This is a genomic window from Streptosporangium sp. H13245 (genome assembly GCF_055690525.1).
The window spans coordinates 144354-166779 of sequence record NZ_JBSZKT010000013.1; the positions used below are offsets into that span (position 1 = coordinate 144354).

General features: G+C 70.8%; 17 protein-coding genes. 13 read left to right on the plus strand and 4 right to left on the minus strand.

Annotation, left to right across the window (positions count from 1 at the left end; all coding sequences use genetic code 11):
- Positions 1-135: 135 nt before the first annotated feature.
- Positions 136-1683, minus strand: a complete 1548-nt coding sequence (locus ACW9TB_RS21160) for a sigma factor-like helix-turn-helix DNA-binding protein (RefSeq protein ID WP_472749753.1) — start codon at positions 1681-1683, stop codon at positions 136-138.
- Between the two features lie 276 nt (positions 1684-1959).
- Here ACW9TB_RS21160 and ACW9TB_RS21165 point away from each other — a divergent pair, with 276 nt between their 5' ends.
- The 4 genes from ACW9TB_RS21165 (at position 1960) to ACW9TB_RS21180 (ending at position 7061) form a co-directional block, all read left to right on the plus strand.
- Positions 1960-4500 (plus strand): bifunctional serine/threonine-protein kinase/glutamate ABC transporter substrate-binding protein, encoded by a 2541-nt coding sequence (locus ACW9TB_RS21165; RefSeq protein ID WP_472749754.1) that lies wholly within the window; start codon positions 1960-1962, stop codon positions 4498-4500.
- Positions 4501-4568: 68 nt separating this feature from the next.
- The gene (locus ACW9TB_RS21170; RefSeq protein ID WP_472749755.1) at positions 4569-4913 is read left to right on the plus strand and encodes a hypothetical protein; all 345 of its coding nucleotides are present in this window, start codon (positions 4569-4571) and stop codon (positions 4911-4913) included.
- Between the two features lie 41 nt (positions 4914-4954).
- Positions 4955-5932: a malate dehydrogenase gene (locus tag ACW9TB_RS21175; RefSeq protein WP_472749756.1), complete on the plus strand. Its 978-nt coding sequence runs from the start codon at positions 4955-4957 to the stop codon at positions 5930-5932.
- A gap of 289 nt (positions 5933-6221) precedes the next feature.
- Positions 6222-7061: a hypothetical protein gene (locus ACW9TB_RS21180; protein ID WP_472749757.1), complete on the plus strand. Its 840-nt coding sequence runs from the start codon at positions 6222-6224 to the stop codon at positions 7059-7061.
- A 69-nt stretch (positions 7062-7130) separates the two neighbouring features.
- Here the strand turns inward: ACW9TB_RS21180 and galE are convergent, their stop codons facing one another.
- Positions 7131-8090, minus strand: a complete 960-nt coding sequence (galE, locus tag ACW9TB_RS21185; RefSeq protein WP_472749758.1) for a UDP-glucose 4-epimerase GalE — start codon at positions 8088-8090, stop codon at positions 7131-7133.
- Between the two features lie 122 nt (positions 8091-8212).
- Between galE and ACW9TB_RS21190 the strand changes: the two genes are divergently transcribed.
- From ACW9TB_RS21190 to ACW9TB_RS21200, 3 genes are all read left to right on the plus strand, one after another.
- Positions 8213-9526: a hemolysin family protein gene (locus ACW9TB_RS21190; protein ID WP_472749759.1), complete on the plus strand. Its 1314-nt coding sequence runs from the start codon at positions 8213-8215 to the stop codon at positions 9524-9526.
- A gap of 216 nt (positions 9527-9742) precedes the next feature.
- Positions 9743-10747, plus strand: a complete 1005-nt coding sequence (trpS, locus tag ACW9TB_RS21195; protein WP_472749760.1) for a tryptophan--tRNA ligase — start codon at positions 9743-9745, stop codon at positions 10745-10747.
- A gap of 202 nt (positions 10748-10949) precedes the next feature.
- Positions 10950-11882 (plus strand): YihY/virulence factor BrkB family protein, encoded by a 933-nt coding sequence (locus ACW9TB_RS21200; RefSeq protein ID WP_472749761.1) that lies wholly within the window; start codon positions 10950-10952, stop codon positions 11880-11882.
- Between the two features lie 167 nt (positions 11883-12049).
- Here the strand turns inward: ACW9TB_RS21200 and ACW9TB_RS21205 are convergent, their stop codons facing one another.
- A complete protein-coding gene (locus ACW9TB_RS21205) occupies positions 12050-13288 on the minus strand; it encodes a D-alanyl-D-alanine carboxypeptidase family protein (RefSeq protein ID WP_472749762.1) in 1239 nt (412 codons plus the stop codon).
- A 61-nt stretch (positions 13289-13349) separates the two neighbouring features.
- Between ACW9TB_RS21205 and ACW9TB_RS21210 the strand changes: the two genes are divergently transcribed.
- A complete protein-coding gene (locus ACW9TB_RS21210; protein WP_472749763.1) occupies positions 13350-13595 on the plus strand; it encodes an SCO4848 family membrane protein in 246 nt (81 codons plus the stop codon).
- A gap of 48 nt (positions 13596-13643) precedes the next feature.
- Here ACW9TB_RS21210 and ACW9TB_RS21215 read toward each other — a convergent pair whose 3' ends face one another.
- Positions 13644-15068: a peptide ligase PGM1-related protein gene (locus tag ACW9TB_RS21215; RefSeq protein ID WP_472749764.1), complete on the minus strand. Its 1425-nt coding sequence runs from the start codon at positions 15066-15068 to the stop codon at positions 13644-13646.
- Positions 15069-15603: 535 nt separating this feature from the next.
- Between ACW9TB_RS21215 and ACW9TB_RS21220 the strand changes: the two genes are divergently transcribed.
- From ACW9TB_RS21220 to ACW9TB_RS21240, 5 genes are all read left to right on the plus strand, one after another.
- Complete coding sequence (locus ACW9TB_RS21220) at positions 15604-16845, plus strand: M20 family metallopeptidase (protein ID WP_472749765.1); 1242 nt, start codon at positions 15604-15606, stop codon at positions 16843-16845.
- Between the two features lie 300 nt (positions 16846-17145).
- Positions 17146-18225 carry a BMP family lipoprotein gene (locus ACW9TB_RS21225; protein WP_472749766.1) on the plus strand — a complete coding sequence of 360 codons (1080 nt, stop codon included), beginning with the start codon at positions 17146-17148 and terminating at the stop codon, positions 18223-18225.
- A gap of 101 nt (positions 18226-18326) precedes the next feature.
- Positions 18327-19850 carry an ABC transporter ATP-binding protein gene (locus ACW9TB_RS21230; protein ID WP_472749786.1) on the plus strand — a complete coding sequence of 508 codons (1524 nt, stop codon included), beginning with the start codon at positions 18327-18329 and terminating at the stop codon, positions 19848-19850.
- Between the two features lie 145 nt (positions 19851-19995).
- The gene (locus ACW9TB_RS21235; RefSeq protein WP_472749767.1) at positions 19996-21144 is read left to right on the plus strand and encodes an ABC transporter permease; all 1149 of its coding nucleotides are present in this window, start codon (positions 19996-19998) and stop codon (positions 21142-21144) included.
- Positions 21141-22421 (plus strand): ABC transporter permease, encoded by a 1281-nt coding sequence (locus tag ACW9TB_RS21240; protein ID WP_472749768.1) that lies wholly within the window; start codon positions 21141-21143, stop codon positions 22419-22421. Before ACW9TB_RS21235 ends, ACW9TB_RS21240 begins: the two co-directional genes overlap by 4 nt.
- The last annotated feature ends 5 nt before the right edge of the window (positions 22422-22426 follow it).

Sequence of the window (22426 nt, forward strand, 5' to 3'; positions counted from 1 at the left end):
GGCACCCCACCGGTACCCCGGTGGTCCCCGGTCGTCACCCCGGCCAGGCACCGCCGCCCACAGGAGAAGGGCCGCCCCACGGCGGCCCTTCTCCCGTTTCCCGCCTTCCGCGCGGGATTCCTCCCGCGCGGCCGGTCACGGTGCCGTCGCGGCCCCCAGGACGAGCGAGGCGTCGGCCGGGAGGCCGGGCACGGGGTGCGCCCGCCCGTTGACGGCGTTCACCCTGAAGAGGCCGAGGACGTCGCCCCCGGCCTTGGCGCTCATTCTCACGGCCACCTCGCGGTTGTTCAGCCAGCTCACGACCTCGGCTTCCGCGGGGCGCCCCACCTCGGGGAGCGAGAGCCGCTTGAAGACCCGCCGTGACGTGGCGTCGACGATGTGGAGGCTGTGGAGGTCCTCACCCTTCCCGGCGACGATCGCGGCGGCGTATTTTCCGCCGGGGGAGTCGGCCCAGGCCCCGTAGCGCTCCCGGAGCCAGGTGGCGGCCTTCTCCGCCGGAGACATCTGTCCTGCGGGCACAGATGTCAGGGCGCCGGTCGTGAAGTCGGTGCGCAGCCGCCGCTCGCCGAGGGTGACGGTGAAGTGGCGGCCGTCGGGGGAGACGCTCACCAGCGTGCCGTTCTCGGTGTCGGCGGGGACGAGGACCGGCGACAGGTAGCGCTTCACGCCACTGCCGAGGTCGTGGGCCACGTAGCGTCGCTCCGCCGCGCTGAGGTAGGCGACGCGGTGCCCGTCGCGGCTGATGGCGGGGATGAGCCGCGGGCGCTCCCCCTCGTCCCCGTGCGCGAGGCGCTGGGCGGCGTCGGGGACGCTCAGCGCCGGCTCGCAGGGTTCGCGGCCCTCGCAGGCGGCGAGGCCGGGAGCGGGGCTCTCGGGGCCGCCGGAGGCCAGTGTCAGCGTCCAGCCCGCGCAGGTGACGTCTCCGGCCCGCGCCGGGGGCGCGCCGTCCTCGTCGGGACACGGCCCGGGGACCGCGTAGCGGATCGCCGAGGAGGTCCGCGGGGCCTGCCACGGCACCGGGGTGGCACCCGGCTCGGGACCGCCCGACTCCTGGTCGCCGGGCTCGGGGCTGGAGACCGCTCGTACGGGCTCCTGCGCCTGTGCCGCGTGGGGCTGGTTGCGCTCGCCCAGCGCCGAGTTCCACACCTCGCCCGTCTGGAAGACGGTGAAGGCGGCGACCAGGCCGACCGGGACGAGCGCCGCCGTCACCGCGAGGAGGGCTCCCCGGGCGCGACGGCGCCTGAGCGTACGCATGGACCGGCCGGTGAGGTCGGGGACGGAGGCCTCGCCCGCGGCGTTGGCCATCCTGGTGATCAGACGGCTCTCGCTGCCCTTGGTGAGGGTGTCGACCGCCTCGGCGATCTCCGACTCCACGGTTTTCTCCGGTAGCCCGAGAAGGGAGGCCATCTCCGCGCGGGACCTGCCGTCGTGCAGGCAGGCCACCACGAGGAGCCGCTGCCGGGGTGGGATCCGTACCAGGGCCGTCGGCCCGGCGGCGCTCGGCCGCTGGAGGAAGCGGCGGTAGAGCGCGATCTGGGCGTGCGTGGTGGGGTTCTCCCACAGCGGCGGCGGCCAGGAGAGGGCGACGGTGTGGAAGGAACGCAGGGTGAGGCGAATGGCCTGCTCGTGGCTGCCGGTGAGGAGAAGGGCGGTGCCGACGAGGGAACGCTGATCGCGCTGCACGAACTCGCGATAACCGATATATCGGCGCATGGAAGTTTTTGCTCCGGCTTGCCTGAGGGACGTACAACGGTAGCGATCTAAGCGGCTGGAGCGCCAGATTGGGGTGAATGTCGGAGATTGGGGGGGTGAGGGTGCCTGCCATTTTTCATCGTGACATGGGCGGAAGGCGGGTTGTTACCGGAAGAAATGTGAGGTCACGTCGGGATAACAGGGGGAGAGGGCGGGTCATGGCGCCGTAAAGTTTGCCACGTCGAAGATTACGAGATCGTGGGGACGATGATGCCGGAGATCGCGCCACTGGAAGCGGGAGAGCCGCGCCAGCTCGGGCCGTTCCGCGTTGTCGGGCGGGTCGGCGAGGGCGGGCAGGGCATCGTCTACCTCGGGATCAACGCCGCGGGGGAGCGGGCGGCGATCAAGTTGCTGCACGTGAAGTTCTCCGGCGACGCCATCGCCAGATCCCGGTTCGCCAGGGAGGCGAGGGCGGCCCAGCGGGTCGCCTCGTTCTGTACGGCGGGCGTGATGGACGCCGACCTCGAAGGCGACACCCCCTACATCGCGAGCGAGTACATCGAGGGCAGGTCGCTGCGCGAGGTCGTGGAGGCCGACGGTCCCCTCAGGGGTTCCCCGCTGCAGCGGCTGGCGATCGGCACGGCCACCGCGCTCACCGCGATCCACCACGCCTCGATCGTGCACCGCGACTTCAAGCCGGACAACGTGCTCATCGCGGCCGACGGCCCGAGGGTCGTCGACTTCGGCATCGCCCGCATCCTCGACTCCACCGGCACGATCACCAGCCGGGCCATCGGCACCCCCGCCTACATGGCTCCCGAGCAGATCTCCGGCTCCGAGGTCGGGCCGCACACCGACGTCTTCGCCTGGGGGGCGACCATCGCGTTCGCCGCGACCGGCGAGACGGTCTTCGCCGGAGGCTCGATCGCGGTGGTGCTCAACCGCATCCTCAACCACGAGGTCGACCTCGGCGTGCTGCCGGAGCCGTTGCGCGGCGTGGTGGGTTCGGCGCTGGCCAAGTCACCCGCCACGCGGCCCTCGGCCGACCAGCTCCTGCTCCGGCTGCTCGGCCACCCCGAGACGGTGAACGCCTCGCCCGCGATCCTCACCCAGGGCGCCGAGGTCGCCGTCCCCACGTCACCGTCCCACGACGTGCCTCGGTCTCGTGCCCAGGGCCGTGAACGGGACCGTGCTCAGGGCCATGAGCAGGACCGTGTCCAGGGACATGCCCGCGACGGCGAGCGGGGCCGCGGGCAGGGATACGCCCGTGATGGTGAGCAGGGCCGTGGGCAAGGGCACGCTCGTGACGATGAGCAGGGCCGTGATCGGGGGTATGCCCGCGACGGCGAGCAGGGCCGTGACAACGACGCCACCAGTCCCATGCGCACTCCGACCCCCAGGACGGGCGGCCTCCCGGGCGAGCCGCCCCTCCCGTCCACGGGGTTCCAGGTCCGGTATCCCGCCCAGGACCAGCGCTCCCACCCCGGCCACACTGATCAGAGCGGTCAGAGCGGTCAGACCAGCCAGAGCGGCCAAACCGGCCAGAGTGGTCAGAGCGGTCCAGGGAGCCACACCGGGCCCGGCCAGGGCGAGCGCCGCGCACCCGCCGCGCACGGCGGGCCCTCCCACGTCCCCGCGCCGACGCCCGTGGAGCACCCGGCCTTCCCCGACCACCGCTCCCGGGACCACCGCCCCTCCGAGCCGCACTCCCCGGACCACCGTCCCCCGGAACACCGCTCCCCGGACCGCGTTTCCTGGGATCGTCCTCCGGAGCGGCGCCCGTCGTCCCCCGACCACTGGGACCACCCCTCGTCTCCCGGGTACGGCGACGGCGGCGGGTACGCGGAGCACGCCGGGGAGGTGCCGCCGCCCAGCTGGCAGGCGGCCACGACCCGCGTCGGCCCTCCGGAGACGCTGCGGCGCCCGCGCAGGGGGCGCTGGATCGCCGTGGCCGTGGCCGCGACCGTGGCCGTGCTGCTGGTGGCCGCCGGGGTGGCCGCCCTCCAGTGGTGGCCACGGGCCGGGTCGGAGGACGAGCCGAAGGAGCCCGTCCCCACGACGTTCACCTCCGTGGCGGACAAGGCCGCCGGGACGGGCAGGCTCGTCGTCGGCCTGCGCGACTCCCTGCCCGGTATCGCGCTGAACAGCGAGGGCAAGTGGAGCGGCTTCGAGGTCGACCTGGCCCTTGGGATCGCCAAGGCGCTGGGGGTGCCGGAGAGCGGTGTCACCTTCCGGGCCACCGCCCGTCCCGACCGGCCGAAACTGCTGGCGAACGGTGACGTCGACCTGGTCCTGGCGACGTACTCGATCAACGACACCGACGCCGTCACCTTCGCCGGGCCGTACTATCTCGCCCACGTCGACGCCCTCGTCAAGGACGGCTCGCCGATCGTGACCGTGCGGGGCCTGGAGGGCAGCCGGATGTGCCAACCGGCCTCCAGCGCGGCCGTGGCGGTTCTGCAGGGCGCGGTGGAACAGCTCACGCTGGTTCCCGCCCAGACCTACTCCGAGTGCGTCAACAAGCTGCAGGCCGGTGAGGTCGACGCGATCCCCGGCGACGACCTGCTGCTGGCCGGTTTCGCCAACCGGGAGAGCATCCGCTACAAGCTGCTCGGCCTGAACCTCACCGACGAGCGCTACGCGGTGGCCCTCAAGAGGGGCGACGTACGCACCTGCGAGGCCGTCAAGGGGGCGATCGCCGACCTCTACCGGAGCGGCACGATCCGCAGGCTGCTCGACAAGCACTTCTCCAAGGTCGAGTTCCCCGCGCGGGAGAATGACCTCCCCGCCATGGCCGCCTGCGCCTAATCTCAGCCGGGGCGCTGCTGTGCACCGGGCTCGCGGCCGACACCCCGGCCCTGGCCCTGGCGGGGTGGATGGCGCTGCTCGGTCTCGGTATGGGGCCGATGCTGTCCGGGCTGACCGTGGCCGTCCAGTCCTCGGTCCCGCCCCGGTTCATCGGCACCGCCAGCGCGAACCTGACCTTCTTCCGGCAGATCGGCGGCTCGGTCGCCCTGGCGCTCGCCGGGACCCTGTACACGACCGTGGTCAGGGAGGAGGCGCCCGTCCGCGGGCTGGAGGCCGCCCACGCCGCCACCACCTCGACGGTCGTCCCGTGGCTCGCCGTCGGCGGGGCGCTCGTCGCGCTCGCCGCGCTGGTCCTGCTGCCCGGAGGGCGGATCGGGGCACTCGCCGGACGGCCGTCCGGTGTGGACGGGTAGCATCCGAGCGTCAGAATTCATCCTTCGAGTGGGGGAAGGTCATGGCCCAGACTCCCGTAAAGGTCACCGTCACCGGCGCCGCCGGTCAGATCGGCTACGCGCTGCTTTTCCGCATCGCCTCGGGCCAGTTGCTGGGCGCCGACGTCCCGGTCACGCTGAGCCTCCTGGAGATCCCGCAGGCCGTGAAGGCCGCCGAGGGCACCGCGATGGAGCTCGACGACTGCGCGTTTCCGCTGCTGAGCGGCATCGAGGTCACCGACGACCCGAACGCGGCGTTCAACGGCGCCAACGTCGCGCTGCTGGTCGGTGCCCGTCCCCGCAGCAAGGGCATGGAGCGCGGTGACCTCCTCCAGGCCAACGGCGGCATCTTCGGCCCGCAGGGCAAGGCGATCAACGACAACGCGGCCGGGGACATCCGGGTGCTGGTGGTCGGCAACCCGGCCAACACCAACGCGCTCATCGCCCAGCAGCACGCCCCGGACGTCCCGGCCGAGCGCTTCACCGCGATGACCCGTCTCGACCACAACCGCGCGCTGTCCCAGCTCGCCGCGAAGCTCCAGGTCCCGGTCACCGAGATCAAGAAGATGACCATCTGGGGCAACCACTCCGCCACCCAGTACCCCGACCTCTTCCACACCGAGGTCGGCGGCAAGATCGCCGCCGAGCTGGTCGACGAGACCTGGCTGCGTGACACCTTCATCCCCACCGTCGCCAAGCGCGGCGCCGCGATCATCGAGGCCCGGGGCGCGTCCTCGGCCGCCTCGGCCGCCAACGCGGCGATCGACCACGTCTTCGACTGGGTCAACGGCACCGCCTGGACCTCGGCCGCGATTCCCTCCGACGGCTCGTACGGCGTGCCCGAGGGCCTCATCTCGTCCTTCCCCGTGGCCTCGCGCGACGGCAAGTGGGAGATCATCCAGGGCCTGGAGATCGACGCCTTCTCCCGTGAGCGCATCGACGCCACGGTGCGCGAGCTGGAGGAGGAGCGTTCCGCGGTGCGCGAGCTCGGCCTGATCTGAGCCGTCACGCGAGCGCTGGTTCGAGTTGTCACGCGGACGTCGGCCCGAGGTTTCGTACGAACTCCGTCTGAGCCGTCACGCGGACGCCGCGGCCTGAGTCGTACGAGCTCCGTCTGAGCCGTCACGCGAACGGGGCCCCGCACGCCGGGGCCCCGTTCGCGTTCCCGGCCTTTCGCCGCGCGGGCGGCGGCGGGAAGCCTCCCCGCCCTTTCGCCGCGTGGGCCGGGGTGGGAAAAGGCGGCGTGTCGATCGTCGCGGAGCGGCGTGACCCGGCGTTCAATGATCACTTGTGGTCGGGGGATCGGGGTTCAGGGAGCACGCCGCGGCGCGGATCGTCGCCGGGGTGATCTGTCTCGTGCTCGTGGCGGCACCGCGTGGGGCGCTCGCCTCGCCCGAGGACGACGCCTGGGGCGGTGCCGACCTGTCGGTGCGGCTGACGGTCTCCCCGAAGCGCGCGCAGCCGGGGCAGTCGCTGACCTACCGGGCCGAGGTGCGCAACGACGGTCCCGGGGACGCCGTGCTCCCGCTGCTCACCGTACGGCTGCCCGAGGAGGTGGCGGTGATCGGTGTCAACGTCGCCGAGTGCCTCCCCGGCGCCGTGGCCGGAGAGGTGCTCTGTCCCTCGACGAAGGACGTCCTGGCCGGGCAGACCGGCGAGGTGACGATCGTCGGGCTGGTGAGGTCCGGCGCGCGGGGACCGCTGGAGGCGAGCGCGACGCTCTCCTCCGAGGTCGTGGACGACGACGAGACGGACAACTCCTCCGAGACGCTGACTGAGGTGGACGAGGGTACGGACCTGGCGGTCAGGCTGTCGCGTGCGACGCGGGCGGGCCGCCTGGTGACCGTGGCCGCGGTGGTGCGCAACCGCGGGCCGAGGCGCGTCCACGACGCCGGGGTCCTCTTCGACACCGGTGGCGCGCGCCTCATGTCGGCGAGGGGCGCGCGGTGCGACTCCCACCCCGCCTACGTCGGGTGCAGGCTTCGTACGGTCGGGGCGGGCAGGCGGGTGAGCTTCATGCTCGCCTTCGTGGCCCGCGCGCACGCGCCCCGGGCCGAGGCGACCGTCTACTCCCTCCGGCTGGGCGACCGCCGCCCGGCCAACAACACGGCCCGCTTCAGCCTGAGGTAGACATGCCCGCCCGGCCCGGCCGCAGGTCTCCGGAGCAGGAGCCGCGGACCGGGCCGGGGCGGGGCGGGGTCAGCCGCGCAGGGCGGCCCAGGCGTCGGCGACGACGTCGCGGATCGACGGGTGCTCGGGCTTCCAGCCGAGCTCGCGCTGGATCCTGTCGGGCGAGGCCACCAGCACGGCCGGGTCACCGGCGCGGCGCTCGCGCACGACCGCGGGGATCTCGTGGCCGGTGACCTCGCGGCAGACCGACAGCACCTCCTGGACCGAGAAACCCGTCCCGCTGCCCAGGTTGTAGATCTTGTGCTCGCCCGCCGAGCAGGCGTCCAGCGCCAGCAGGTGGGCCCCGGCGAGGTCGGACACGTGGATGTAGTCGCGTACACATGTGCCGTCCGGAGTGGGGTAGTCCGTGCCGAACACGCTGACCGACTCGCGCCCGCCGAGTGCGACGGCGAGGATGTTAGGGATCAGGTGGGTCTCCACGGTGTGACGCTCGCGGTAGACCCTGCCGTCCCTCGCGGTGTAGGCGCCGCCCACGTTGAAGTAGCGCAGGCTCACCGCGGCCAGGCCGTACACCCCGGCGAACGCGCTCAGCGCGGTGTCGACCGCGAGCTTGGACGCGCCGTAGGGGTTGGTCGGCCGGGTCGGGTCGGTCTCCCTGATCGGGGAGCGCTCCGGCTCGCCGTACGTCGCGGCGGTGGAGGAGAAGACGATCCGCCCCACCCCCGCGCCCCGCATGGCGTCGAGCAGGGCCAGGGTGCCGCCGAGGTTGTGCGCCCAGTAGAGGCCCGGCCGCTCCACGGACTCGCCGACCAGGGATTTCGCCGCGAAGTGCAGGACGCCGTCCATGCCCTCCAGCAGGGCGGCGGCCTCGGTGACGGACCCCTCGACGAAGCGGGCGCCCGGCGGCACCGCGTCGGCGTGGCCGGTGGAGAGGTCGTCCAGCACGGTGACCTCGTGGCCCGCCTCGACGAGTTGCGCCGCCACGACCCCGCCGATGTATCCGGCGCCTCCGGTGACGAGCAGCTTCACGGAGCCTCCTGTTTGATGATGTTTATACTTGTTGACTTTTGTAAGTCTATCGCCAGCATATGCTGGCACATCAAATATCGGCCACCGCCGGAACGGCCGACCGCCATGACGGAGACGATCTCGTGAACAGCGTCCTGGCGAACATCGCCCTGGTCATGCTCTTCGTACTGATCGGGGGATTCTTCGCCGCGGCGGAGATGGCCATGGTCTCCCTCAGGGAGAGCCAGGTCAGGCGGCTCGACACCCAGGGCCGCAGGGGGGCCAGGGCGGCCAAGCTCGCCCGCGACCCCAACCGCTTCCTGTCCGCGGTGCAGATCGGCGTCACCGTGGCGACCATGCTCTCGGCCGCCTTCGGCGCCGACACCCTCGCCAAGGACCTCATCCCCGTGGTGACCGGCTGGGGGGTGCCGGAGGCCGTGACGGCCCCGCTCTCCCTGGTACTGGTGACGCTGGCGATCTCGTACGCCTCGCTGGTCCTCGGCGAGCTGGCCCCCAAGCGGATCGCCCGGCAGCGCGCCGAGGGGATCTCCCTGCTGGTCGCGCCGTTCCTCGACCGGATGGCCGCGCTGTCGCGGCCGATCATCTGGGCGCTGTCCAAGTCCACCGACGGGGTCGTCAAGCTGCTCGGCGGCGACCCCGACGCCGACCGCGAGGAGATCTCCACCGAGGAGCTGCGCGACATGGTGGTGGGCCACCATGAGCTCACCGCCGACGAGCGCCACCTGATCGGGGAGGTCTTCGCGGCGGGCAAGCGGCAGCTCCGCGAGGTGATGCTGCCCCGTACCGAGGTGGAGTTCATGTCCGCCGACACGCGGCTGGCCGAGGCGGCGATCCTGGCCGCGGCCATGCCGCACTCCCGCTTCCCCGTCTACCGCGACTCCTACGATGACATCGTGGGCTTCGTCCACATCCGCGACCTGCTCGACCCGGTGCTGACCGGGTCCATCGAGCCGATCAGCGAGCTGGTGCCGATCCGCCCGGTCAAGCTGGTCCCCACCAGCAAGCGGCTGATGGCCACGCTGTCGGAGATGCGCAGGGAGGGACACCACCTGGCGATCGTGGTCGACGAGTACGGCGGCACGGCGGGCATCGTCACCCTGGAGGACCTCGTCGAGGAGCTGATCGGCGACATCCGCGACGAGCACGACGTGGCGGACGAGCACGTCGCGCTGCCCGCAGGGGAGGTCGAGCTCGACGGGCTGGCCAACCTCGACGAGGTGGCGACCGAGAGCGGCATCCGCCTGGCCGACGGCCCGTACGAGACCCTCGGGGGGTTCGTCATGTGGGCGCTCGGCCACCTTCCGGCGCTGGGGGAGCGGGTGGAGATCCCCGGGTTCGACCTGACGGTCACCGACCTGGACGGCCGCAGGGTCTCCCGGGTCAGGATCAAGCGGAGCGCGCCGCGTTCGGAGGCACCGCCCGCTCCCGACAGCTGACGGGCGCGGACGTACCGGCCGCTTCGGGCGGCTGACGGGGGCGCGTCGCTTTTGGACGTACCGGCTCCGGCAGCCGACGGGTGCGTGTCGCGCCCGGAGGCGCTGACCGCTGACCGTGGCGACCCGCGTTGCCGAGGTGCTGTGATCAAGGTGTCGTCGTCGGGGTGCCGGAATTGACGCGCCAACCACTCCCGGCAGCTGACAGAATTGGCTGTTATGGCCAGTCCTCGTGTCCTGTCGGGAATCCAGCCCACCGCAGACTCCTTCCACCTGGGAAACTACCTCGGCGCCATCAGGCAGTACGTCGCCATGCAGGAGGGCTACGACGCCTTCTACTGCGTCGTCGACCTGCACGCGATCACCGTGGACTACCAGCCGGAAGTGCTGCGCAGGCGTTCCAGGGTCGCCGCGGCCCAGCTCTTCGCCGCCGGTCTCGACCCCGAGCGCTCCACGGTCTTCGTGCAGAGCCACGTCCGTGAGCACACCGAGCTGGCCTGGGTGCTGATCTGCCTCACCGGGATGGGCGAGGCCGGGCGGATGACCCAGTTCAAGGACAAGGCGGCCAAGGCCGGTGAGAGCTCGGCCAGCGTCGGGCTGTTCACCTACCCGATCCTGCAGGCGGCCGACATCCTGCTCTACCAGGCCAACCGGGTGCCGGTCGGTGCCGACCAGAAGCAGCACCTGGAGCTGACCCGCGACCTCGCGCAGCGCTTCAACCACCGCTTCGGCGAGACCTTCACGCTGCCCGAGCCGCACATCGTCAAGGGGGTCGAGAAGATCACCGACCTTCAGGAGCCCACGGCGAAGATGTCGAAGTCCTCCTCCTCGCCCGCCGGGATCCTGGACCTGCTGGAGCAGCCGGGGCCGCTCCGCAAGAAGATCATGCGTGCGGTCACCGACACCGGCTCCGAGGTCCTCGCCGACGACGAGAACAAGCCCGGCGTCACCAACCTGCTGCGCATCCAGTCCGCGCTGAGCGGCGTCCCGATCCCCGAGCTGGAGGCCCGCTACGCCGGGCAGGGGTACGGCACGTTCAAGAAGGACGTGGCCGAGCTCGTGGTCGACACCTTCACCCCGATCCGCGAGCGCACCGAGAAGCTGCTCGCCAACGAGGCCGAGCTCGACCGGATGCTCGCCATCGGGGCCGTCCGGGCCCGCGCGGTGGCCGCCGAGACCATGGCCAGGGTGCGCGACCGGGTGGGGTTCCTGCCCACTTCGTGATCTTCCGTCGCGGCCCGCGCGGGGTTCTCTCCGGGCCGCGACGCCTCCCGTACGGGCTCCGGCGGGGTTTCGCGGGGTGCGGCGGCAGGGCTTCCGCCTCGCCCGGTGGTCTCCGGTCCGCTCCGTGGTCTCCCGTGTACGCACGGCTGCTTTTTCGTCGCCGTCCACGATCGGGACGGCGGTGATTGGGTAGGGGGCGCACGTGACAAGCGTGCTCGAACGTATCCAATCGGCCCGGGAGCGATTCGGCAGGACGCTCGGCGCGGCCCGGATCAGGTGGCACTGGCTCGACCACCTGGTCAGGACCTTCCAGCGCTACCAGATCCAGTCCGGTGACCGGCTCGCGGGAGCGGTCAGCTACTTCGCCTTCCTGTCGTTCTTCCCGATCGTCGCGCTGGCCTTCGCGGTCTTCGGCTACTTCCTCTCCGTCAGGCCCGACGCCATCGTGACCCTGCAGACGGCGATCAACCAGTATCTGCCCGGCCTCGCCGAGAGGCTGCCGATCCAGCAGATCGCCGGGTCCAGGACCAGCGCCGGGATCATCGGCCTGCTCGGCCTCCTCTACGCCGGGCTCGGTGCGATCGACGCCCTGCGCGGCGCGCTGCGCGAGATCTCCATGACGACCGAGGCGCCGCTCAACTTCGCCCTCGCCAAGCTGAGAGACCTGGCCGCGCTCGTGCTCGTCGGTACCACGATGGTGGCGTCGGTGCTGGTCGCCGGTTTCGCCACCCAGGCCAGCGGGGTCGTGGCCGAGTGGTTCGGGCTGTCGGGGTCGCCGGTGGCCACCGTCACGATCTGGCTGGCGGGGCTGGCGGTCAGCGTGCTCACCGACGTCGTCGTCTTCCTGATCATCCTGCGCTGGCTGGGCCGGTCCAGGCAGCCGCTGCGGGTGCTGCTGCGCGGAGCCCTGCTCGGCGCGGCCGGTTTCGCCCTGCTCAAGCAGCTCGCCGTGCTGATCCTCTCGGGCACCCTGAACAATCCCGTCTACGGGGTGTTCGCCGTGGTGGTCGGCCTGCTGGTCTGGATCAACTTCTCGGCCCGGGTGATCATGTACGCCGCCGCCTGGACCGCCACCGCCTCCCTCGGCCCCCCGCCCGACCCCACTCCGGTCCCGGCGACCGCCATCCGCGCCTGAGAACCCGGCGGGCACGCTCGTCCCGGATCAGGAGCCGCAGGGACCGGAGTGGGGCGAGCCACCGGGATCGGGCGGGCCGTCGCGGCGGGGCCGTCCGTACCGTCCAAATGGTCACTCCGGTCGCACGTACCGCCCGGAGCGGTCGCTCCGGGCGGTGGGCGGCACCGTCAGCGCGCCCGGCGGGAGCGCCTCCGCAGGCCGTACGCCAGCCAGGTCAGGCCGCCGAGCAGGGCGGCGCCGAGGGCGTAGTACCCGGCCGGGATGCCCTCGTCGGCGGGCCGGGAGGCCGCGGCCGGGTCCTGCGCGGAGACGGGGGCCCGGACCGCGGGTGTCGCCGGGACGTTGGGAGCGGCGGGCGCGGTGGGCAGCGGGGCGGGATCGGGGATCGGGTCGACCAGCTTTCCGACCGGGACGACCTTGCCGCGGTTGGCGAAGCCCCAGTCGAGCAGGTCGGCGACCTCCTCCCAGAAGTAGCCGTCGTGACGCATGATCGACACGATGACGGTGTGGCCGTCGCGCTTGGCCGCGCCGACGAAGCTGCCCAGGGCCTTGGAGGTCCAGCCGTTCTTGACGCCGATCATGCCCTTGTAGCGCCAGAGCAGCTTGTTGTGGTTGCCGATCTCGTAGTAGCCCTTGGGCGCCGGGAACTTATCGGTCTTTGTGCTGATATATCGCCGAAAATCGGCGTTGGCCAGTCCGGCGCGGGCGATCAGCGCCAGGTCGTAGGCCGAGCTGCTCTGGCCGGGCTTGTCCAGCCCGCTCGGGGTCTTGGCCACCGTGTCGAACGCCTGCAGCCGCTTGGCCTCGGCGTTCATGTCCGCCAGGGTCGCGGTGAGGCCGCCGTTGGCCTCGGCCAGCGCCATCGCGCAGTCGTTGCCCGAGACCAGCATCAGCGCCTTGAACAGGTCCTCGACGGTGTAGATGGGCTTGGGGACCAGGCCGACCGCGCTGCCCTCCTCGTTCACCGCGCGCCTGCTCGGCCTGATCTTCCGGTCCTTGTCCAGCTTCGGGATCAGGGTGAGGGCGGTCAGCGCCTTCAGCGTGCTCGCGGGAAGGTAGCGCCCGTGGGCGTCCTTGGCGGCCAGCACCTCGCCGGTCTCGGCGTCGGCGACCACGTACGCCTTCGCGGCCGTCTTGGGAGGGCCCTTCACGCCCTCGGGGACGATGAGGCCCCGCCCGCCGAGCCGGGTGCCGCCGACCGGCTCCTTCTCGCGGTGCGTGCGCGGGCCCGCCTGTGGACCGGCACCTACGGACGAACCTGTTCGTCCGTGCGCCGGAACGGCACCCGTGCGCAGGTCCAGCGGGCCGGTGGCGGGCACGTCCGCGACCCGGGCCTGTGCGGGCGCGCCAAGGAGGGCGGTCGCCGCGAGCAGCACCCCGACGGGCGCGACATGTTTGATCCCCATGATGATCTCAGGGTAGCTTCGTACCGGTTCGCATGGAGTTACAGGTGCCCTGACCAGCTACGTGCCACTCAGCGGAATACTGAACATCATGCAAATAACGCGAAAGATCGCCGCTTTTCTGATCGGCCTTGCCGCTTTCATGATCTTCGAATGGATCACCCTTGGCTTCAATCTCGCGGACGGCCATCCGACGGCCTTCTACGTGGTCCACGGAATCCTGATCGGCGTCAACATCGTGCTGGCGGTCGCGCTCGGGGTGATCGGCCTCCGCGGCCTGGCGCGGCGTGACCGCCGTTCTCCCGTGTAGCCCGGCGGCCTCCTGCCCTTCCGCGCGGCGCCGCTGTCCGGCGGCCTCCTACGCGGTCCGGCGCAGCGTGACCAGCGTCCTCCGGTGCAGCTCGGCGGCCTCCTCAGCGGAGTCGCCGATGCTGGTGAACCCGAGCTTGCCGTACTTCGTGATCCCGCCCAGCATGTGCAACACGTTCCCGGTGCGTCTCTCGCGGTCGAAGCCGAGGCCCTCGTCGTGGACCAGCTTGACCACCTCCCCGGGCGGACGGCCCCGGAGGGCGGGCGCGGCGCAGTTGTCCGTCGCCACGTAGTGCTTCGGCCGTCCCGCGTGCACGAGCGTGTGGCTCTCCGGGTCGTACGACGCGCCGGTGGTCAGGAGGGCGGCGCCGAACGGGTGGGTGGTGCCGCCGATGCGCAGGTTGATCTCGCACATCAGCGTCCGGTAGCCACCGTCGGTCTTGACGGCGAAGAAGTCGATGCCGAACAGCCCCACCACCCCGCGGCCCGCGAGGATCCTGGCGATCCGCTCGGCGTGCGCGCCCAGCTCGGCCCGGTACTCCTGCCGGGCGGGAAAGCTGCAGCCCTGGTAGACGTCGCCGTTGGGGCCGCCAAGAACCTGTTCGTGGGTGGCGACCACGTCGTACGCGCCGCCGGGGGTGATCCGCGCCAGCGCGCTGGGGGAGTGCAGGGGCCGGTCCTCGATGAACTCCTCGATCACCGCTCCCCGCTCGGCGACCTTCTCGGCGAACGTCGTCCAGCTCTCGTCCGACGCGGAGAAGCTCGTGGGGCAGGAGGCGAGCGGCCGGTCGTCCTTGGTCACGATGGCGTTGCCGAGCCCCGAGTAGCTGTTGTTGAGCTTGACCATCAGCCTGCTCGTGGGACTCATCGCGCGGGCGGCGTGCTCCACCTCGATCAGCGAGCGCAGGTCGCCGAAGCCCCTGACCAGCGGTACCCCGGCCTCGTCGCCGATCACGCGCCCGCCGCTCTTGGAGCCCAGGTGGGCCAGGGAGGTGGCGGGGCCGTACACCGGCAGGGAGAGGATCCCGGCCAGGCGCTCCTCGTACTCGCTCACCACGAACGGCACCATCCACGCGGGCCTGCCGTCCCTGTCGTTCACACCGGAGGACCTGTCGTTCCCGCCGGAGGGGTCGTCGCCGAGGGCGGCGCGGATGCGCGCGATCGCGTCCGGGCGGCGCAGCAGCGCCTCGGTGAGCGGGTGCGTGTCGGGATCATCCAAACTGATCATTTGCAGGCGCGTGCGGGCCTCGTCCGGGTCGTCGAGGAAGCCCAGGTAGTAGTCCACGACCGCGCTGTCCACCGGCATCGAGGTCAGGTAGACGACCTCGACTCCGGGCTTCCTCAGGGTGAGGAGGAGGAACATCAGCCGCTCCTCGTAGCAGAGCGCTCCGGTGATCCTGCGCAACTCATCCTGGGGAAGCGACAACGAGGGAAGGACCACAAGGGTGCCCTCGTCCGGTTCGAATATGCTCAAACGCGACTGCCTCTCCCCGAATGGGATGTTAGTGATCATGTGAGGAGTGAAACACGCATTCCTCCTGTTTACATCACTCCGCCGGGTTCGATGACCGGCACCTGAGGTCACGTAAATTGCCAGGTCGGCGATGTTTGGAAACGGGTTGGGAGTGACCGCCCCCTGGACCTGCCCTCACCCGACCCGACCATCGTCTCATAGTCAATTTGGGCTATCTTTCCTGGTCCTCCCGGGGCGGAAGGTGTACGAGTGGGGCATGGGGTGACAAAACATTTGGCCTAGATGTCGGCGAGCTGCTCGGGGGGAGAGATAAAGTCGTTGTCATCGCCAACGCGGCGGCTTCCCCGGGCCACCGGCCTGCCGTTTCCGCGTCGGTGACCACCAGTCCGTGCTGATGCGGCCCGTGAGAACCCACTCCGGCCCGTCGGTGCGGCGATCGCTTTTTTTCGAGACTGCCTCATGGGTTTCGAGATCCTGGGCAGTGGCACGGTGCGTCGAGGATCCAGGCCCGCCGGCGCGGATGGGACGGTGAGCAATGCGGGGGCGTAATTTGCGGGGAGAACTCGACACGTTCCTCGCCGGTCGCGAGCAGGAGCTCATCAACTTCCGCCGAGACCTGCACATGCATCCCGAGCTCGCGTTCGCCGAATACCGCACGACGCAGCGCGTCGCCGAGCGCCTGACCGCCGCGGGGCTGGTCCCCTCGGTGCTGCCGCGCGGCACCGGCCTGCTCTGCGACGTCGGCAGCGGCGACGGCCCGACCGTGGCGCTGCGGGCCGACATCGACGCGCTGCCCGTGCCGGACGAGAAGGACGTCTCCTACAGCTCGACGGTCCCCGGCGTGTGCCACGCCTGCGGCCACGACGTGCACACCACGATCCTGCTCGGCACCTCGCTCTTCCTCGCCCAGCAGGCCGAGGCGGGGCTGCTGCCCGGCCGGGTCCGGCTGATCTTCCAGCCCGCCGAGGAGCTTCCCGGCGGCGCGCTGGAGGTCATGGCCTCGGGCGGCATCAGCGGTGTCGACCGCATCTTCGGCCTGCACTGCGACCCCCGCCTGGACGTCGGCAAGGTCGGCCTCAAGGCCGGTCCCATCACCTCGGCCTGCGACAGGGTCACGATCCGGGTGAGCGGTCCCGGCGGCCACACCGCCCGGCCGCACCTCACCGCGGACCTCGTCTTCGCGCTCGCCAAGATCCTCACCGAGCTGCCCGCCGCGCTCTCGCGCCGGATCGACCCCCGTTCCTCGCTCAGCCTGGTCTGGGGCCGGGTCGAGGCGGGCTCGGTGGCCAACGCCATCCCGGACGACGGCGTCGCCGAGGGCACCGTGCGCTGCCTGGACGAGGCGGCCTGGCACGCGGCCCCCGACATGATCAAGTCGCTGCTGGAGTCGGTCGCCGGCGCGTACGGCGTCGAGGCCGAGATGGACTACGTGCGCGGCGTGCCGCCGGTGGTCAACGACAAGGTCAGCGTGCAGATGCTGGCCGAGGCCGCGGAGGGCGTGCTCGGCGAGGGCGCCCCCGTGCCGACGGAGCAGAGCCTGGGCGGCGAGGACTTCGGCTGGTACCTGGAGTCCATCCCCGGCGCGTTCGCCAGGCTCGGCACCCGCGAGCCGGGTTCCGCGCACCTGGCCGACATCCACCAGGGCACCTTCGACGTGGACGAGAGCGCCATCGGCACCGGGGTGCGTTTCCTGGCGGCGACCGCGCTGACGGCCCTGTGGGAGGGGCAGCGTCCCGTCGCGGGCGAGGCCCTCATGGCCGTGAACGCTGACAACTAGCGCGTTCCTGACATCTAGTCAGCTGAAAAGTCCGGACATATCCTGAGGAACCAGTCGACGACTCCCGAAGAAGGTCGTCGACTGCCGGGCGGACCTGCCAACGCCAGGCCGTGGCGGACGTCCGGAGCTACCGACAGGTAACCATGTCCGGTTTTTGGGTCACAAGGTGGCCTGAGCTGGATAACGGACCTGTTGCGGACTCATGCGTTGGTTTGGTCAACCCTGATGGACCAACTATCTTCCGTGCAGGGTTGCCGTGCGTCTCTTCGCGCGTGCACTGAAACGCGAAGGGAGTCCATCTTGCTTCAGAACCGATTCGGCAAGCTGGCCGCGACCGCACTGGCGGGCAGCATGCTCATGGGAGCTGCCGCGTGTGGTGGAAGCGAGGAACCGACCACGTCGGCCGCACCGAGCGGGGCCGCCAGCAGCGAGGCGCCGGCGGCGACGGGACCGAAGGTCGGTCTCGCGTACGACATCGGCGGGCGTGGTGACCAGTCGTTCAACGACTCCGCGGCGGCGGGCCTCGACAAGGCCAAGGCCGAGCTGGGCCTGGCCGAGGTCAGCGAGCTGGAGGCCGGGAACGGCGAGACCGAGGCGGCCAAGGAGGAGCGGCTCCGCCTGCTCGCCGACGGCGGCTTCAACCCGATCATCGCCGTGGGCTTCGCGTACTCCAACCCGGTGAAGAAGGTCGCGACCGAGTTCCCGGACGTCAAGTTCGCGATCGTCGACGACGCCGCGGCCGTCGCGCCCAACATCTCCAACCTCCTCTTCGCCGAGCACGAGGGTTCCTTCCTGGTCGGCGCCGCGGCGGCGCTGAAGAGCAAGAAGAACCACGTGGGCTTCGTCGGCGGCGTGCAGGTGCCGCTGATCAACAAGTTCGAGGCCGGGTTCGCCGCGGGCGCCAAGGCGGTCAAGTCGGATGTGAAGATCGAGGTCAAGTACCTCACCCAGCCGCCGGACTTCACCGGCTTCAGCGACCCGGCCAAGGGCAAGACCGCGGCCGAGGGCATGTTCGACGCGGGCGCCGACGTGGTCTACCAGGCCGCGGGCGGTTCCGGTGGCGGCGTCTTCGAGGCCGCCAAGGCCGCCAAGGGCCTGGCCATCGGCGTCGACTCCGACCAGGCGAAGACCGCCGCCCCCGAGCTGCAGAGCGTCATCATGACCTCCATGCTCAAGAAGGTCGACGTCGCCGTCTTCGACTTCCTGAAGAGCTTCACCACCAACGCGGTGAAGTCGGGCAACACGATCTACGACCTCAAGGCCAACGGCGTCGACTACTCCACCACCGGTGGCCAGGTCGACGACATCAAGGCCAAGCTCGACGAGTACAAGCAGAAGATCATCTCCGGTGAGCTCACCGTTCCGGACAAGACCTCCTGACCTGGTACTAATGAGGGGCCCGGTGGACATTTCCCCCGGGCCCTTTTCTCCTCTCTGACCACCACGTTCCGTATCGGGGCATCCGTACGGAGGAGGCCGTCATCAGCACCTCGGCACCGGCCGTCGAACTCTCGGGCATCACAAAACGATTCCCCGGCGTCGTCGCCAACCGCGACATCTCCCTTTCCGTGCGGCAGGGGCACGTGCACGCCGTCGTCGGCGAGAACGGCGCGGGCAAGTCCACCCTCATGAAGATCCTGTACGGCATGCAGCGCCCGGACGAGGGGCAGATCCGCGTCAACGGCAAGGACGTGAGCTTCCGCTCCCCCGCGGAGGCGATCGCCGTGGGCATCGGCATGGTCCACCAGCACTTCATGCTGGCCGACAACCTGACCGTCCTGGAGAACGTGATCCTCGGCAGCGAGCCCCGCAAGGGCGGGATCGCCCTCGACTTCGGCACCGCGCGAAGCAGGATCCGCGAGATCTCCGACTCGTACGGCCTCGGCATCGACCCCGACGTCACCGTCGAGGACCTGGGCGTCGGGGCCCGCCAGCGGGTGGAGATCCTGAAGGTCCTCTACCGGGGCGCCCGGATCCTCATCCTGGACGAGCCGACCGCCGTGCTCGTACCGCAGGAGGTCGAGGAGCTCTTCGCCAACCTGCGCGAGCTGGTCCGCGAGGGGCTGACGATCATCTTCATCTCGCACAAGCTGGACGAGGTGCTCTCGGTCGCCGACGCCATCACCGTCATCCGGCGCGGCACGACCGTGGCCAGCGTGGATCCCAAGGACGTCACCGCCAGGCAGCTGGCCGAGCTGATGGTCGGCAGCGAGCTGCCCAGCCCGGAGACCCGCGAGTCCACGGTCACCGACGTGGTGGCGCTGTCGGTGCGCGGCCTGACCGTCCACTCGGCCGAGGACCGCCGCGTCGTGGACGACGTCACCTTCGACATCCGCAAGGGTGAGGTGCTCGGCGTCGCCGGGGTCGAGGGCAACGGCCAGGCAGAGCTGGTCGAGGCCATCATGGGCATGCGCGCGGCCGAGGGCGAGATCCGCCTCGGCGAGCACGACATCTCCGCCTGGACGACACTGCGCCGCCGCGAGGCGGGCATCGGCTACATCCCCGAGGACCGCCACCGGCACGGCCTGCTGCTTGAGGCCCCGCTCTGGGAGAACCGGATCCTCGGCCACCAGACCCGGCGGCCCAACGTCAAGGGTCCCTGGATCGACCGCGCGGGCGCGCGCGAGGACACCCGGCGCATCGTCGAGGCGTACGACGTCAGGACCCCGGGCATCGACGTGGACGCCGCGGCCCTGTCCGGCGGCAACCAGCAGAAACTGATCGTCGGCCGGGAGATGAGCGGGGAGCCCGTCTTCCTGATCGCGTCCCACCCGACGCGCGGCGTCGACGTGGGCGCCCAGGCCGCGATCTGGGACCACCTGCGCGCGGCGCGTGCCGCGGGCCTGGCGGTCCTGCTGATCTCGGCCGACCTCGACGAGCTCATCGGCCTGTCGGACACCCTGAAGGTGATCCTGCGCGGCCGGATCGTCGCCGAGGTCGATCCCAAGGACGTGACACCCGAGCGGCTCGGTTCGGCCATGACGGGTGCGGGAGAGGCGGCATGAACACCCACGTAGACGGGCGCGGGAGAGGTGGCATGGACCCCCACGCAGACGGGTGCTGGAGAAACAGCATGAACACCCACGCAGACGGGTGCCGGAGAGACGGTATGAACACCTACACGTCGCACACGCCCCCCGGGACGCGCGGATGAGCCAGGAGAAGTCCACCTTCACCGACCGGCTGCTCGGGCGGGTCTCGCCGACGGGGCTGCTCTCGCTCGTCGCCCCGCTCGTCGCCATCGTGTTCGCCGCGCTGATCACCATGGTCATCCTGGCGATCACCGGCGCCCCGCCGCTCGACACGCTGGCCGTCATGGGCGAGTACGGCATCCGGCCGCGCTCGATCGTGCTGACCCTGAACTACGCGACGACCTACTACCTGTCCGCGCTCGCGGTGGCGATCGGGTTCAGGATGAACCTCTTCAACATCGGCGTCGACGGCCAGTACCGCCTGGCGGCGCTCACCGCCGCGGCCGTCGGCGGCGCGGTCGTCCTGCCGGGCCCGCTGCACGTCGCGCTGATCATCTTCGTCGCCATGCTGGTCGGCGCGGGATGGGCGGCGATCGCCGGGCTGCTCAAGGTGCGGCGCGGGGTGAGCGAGGTCATCTCCACGATCATGCTGAACGCCATCGCCACCGCGCTCGGCTCCTGGCTGCTCAACAAGGAGCGCCTCGCGGTCGAGATCGCGGGCAGCAACAACATCGGCACGAAGCCGATCGGCCCCTCCGGCCAGGTGCCCGGCATGGAGATCATCCCCGGCACCCAGACGAAGGTGTTCGGCCTGATCATCCTCGCGGTCGTGATGGGCGTCCTCTACCACGTGGTGATCAACCGGACCCGCTTCGGCTTCGACCTGCGCGCCACCGGCCGCTCGGAGACGGCCGCGGTGGCCAGCGGCGTCAACGTCAAGCGGATGATCCTCATCTCGATGATCTTGTCCGGTGCGGCGGCCGGCCTGGTCGGCATGCCGCAGCTGCTCGGGGCCTCCTACAGCTATGCCCTGGACTTCCCGCCGGGTCTCGGCTTCATCGGCATCGCGATCGCGCTGCTCGGCCGCAACCACCCGGTCGGCATCGCGTTCGGCGCCCTGCTGTGGGCCTTCCTCGAAGCCTCGGCGGGCATCCTGCAGGTCATGAAGATCTCCCCGGACATCGTCACCATCATGAAGGGCACGATCGTGCTCGCGGTGATCATCGCCTACGAGCTGGTCCACCGCTACCAGATCTCCGCCGAGCAGCGCCGGGTGAGTCGCCAGCTGGCGAGCGCCACCCCGACCAGGGAAGGAACGCCGGCATGAGCCAGGGTGCCCTCACCACACCGGAGGCTCCCTTCCTGGAGCCGAAGACCCCCGCCCGCAGGTTCAGGGTCACCTGGCGGGTCCTGCTGCTCGGTCTCGGCGCGCTCGTCCTGCTGCTCTCGTTCGCGCGGACCGTCACCGGCGCGGTCGACCTCACCTCGGCGGGCGCGATCAACGCGTCCATCGCGCTGGCCGTGCCCATCGGCCTGGCCGCCCTCGGTGGCCTGTGGTCCGAGCGGGCCGGAGTGGTCAACATCGGCCTCGAAGGCATGATGATCCTGGGCACCTGGTGCGGTGCCTGGGGCGCCCTCCAGTTCGGCAACCCGTGGGCGGGTGTGGTGGCGGGCCTGGTCGGCGGTGCTCTGGGCGGCCTGCTGCACGCGATCGCCACCGTGACGTTCGGCGTCGACCACATCATCTCCGGTGTCGCGATCAACATCCTGGGTGCGGGCGTCACCGAGTTCCTGTCCAAGGTCACCTTCGCCGAGATGCCGGGCGGCGGCGACTCCCAGTCGCCCCCCGTGCCCAAGCCCGGCGTGGTGAGCGTGCCGTTGATCGGGGACCCGCTCAGGGCGCTGGAGGCCAAGCAGTGGTTCCTGCTGTCGGACGTGGCGGGCATCCTGCGCGGCCTGACCACGAACGTCTCGCTGCTGACGATCCTGGCGATCCTGCTCGTCCCGCTCTCGTACTACCTGCTGTGGCGTACGGCGTTCGGCCTGCGCCTGCGCTCGTGCGGGGAGAGCCCGGTGGCCGCGGAGTCGCTGGGCGTCAACGTCTACACCTACAAGTACATCGCGGTGCTCGTCTCCGGCGCCCTGGCCGGCCTGGGCGGCGCGTTCCTCGCGCAGGTGGCCGCCAGCGCCTACCGCGAGGGGCAGACCGGCGGGCGCGGCTTCATCGGCCTCGCCGCCATGATCTTCGGTAACTGGCGGCCGGGCGGGCTGGCCGGGGGCGCGGTGCTGTTCGGCTACACCGACGCGCTCCAGCTGCGCAGGGGCGGCGAGTCGGTGCACGCGCTGCTGCTCGTGGTGACGATCCTGCTCGCCGCGGTCGCCGTCTACCAGCTCGTACGGCAGAACCGGACGCGGGCCGCGCTGATCACCGGGGTCGCGACGGTCGCGGTGTTCGTCGTGTTCGCGCTGACCGACACCATCCCGTCGGAGTTCACCTCCGTCACCCCGCACATCACCACGCTGCTGGTGCTGTCGCTGGCGGCGCAGCGGCTCCGCGCGCCCGCCGCCATCGGCGCGCCGTACCGCAGGGGACAGGGTAAGTGACCGTC

Coding starts and splice junctions, on each gene's coding strand:
- trpS (WP_472749760.1), top strand. CDS start 9,743: ATGGCCAGTCCTCGTGTCCTGTCGGGAATCCAGCCCACCGCAGACTCC.
- ACW9TB_RS21240 (WP_472749768.1), top strand. CDS start 21,141: ATGAGCCAGGGTGCCCTCACCACACCGGAGGCTCCCTTCCTGGAGCCG.
- ACW9TB_RS21165 (WP_472749754.1), top strand. CDS start 1,960: ATGATGCCGGAGATCGCGCCACTGGAAGCGGGAGAGCCGCGCCAGCTC.
- ACW9TB_RS21175 (WP_472749756.1), top strand. CDS start 4,955: ATGGCCCAGACTCCCGTAAAGGTCACCGTCACCGGCGCCGCCGGTCAG.
- ACW9TB_RS21220 (WP_472749765.1), top strand. CDS start 15,604: ATGCGGGGGCGTAATTTGCGGGGAGAACTCGACACGTTCCTCGCCGGT.
- ACW9TB_RS21170 (WP_472749755.1), top strand. CDS start 4,569: ATGGCGCTGCTCGGTCTCGGTATGGGGCCGATGCTGTCCGGGCTGACC.
- ACW9TB_RS21235 (WP_472749767.1), top strand. CDS start 19,996: ATGAGCCAGGAGAAGTCCACCTTCACCGACCGGCTGCTCGGGCGGGTC.
- ACW9TB_RS21205 (WP_472749762.1), bottom strand. CDS start 13,288: ATGGGGATCAAACATGTCGCGCCCGTCGGGGTGCTGCTCGCGGCGACC.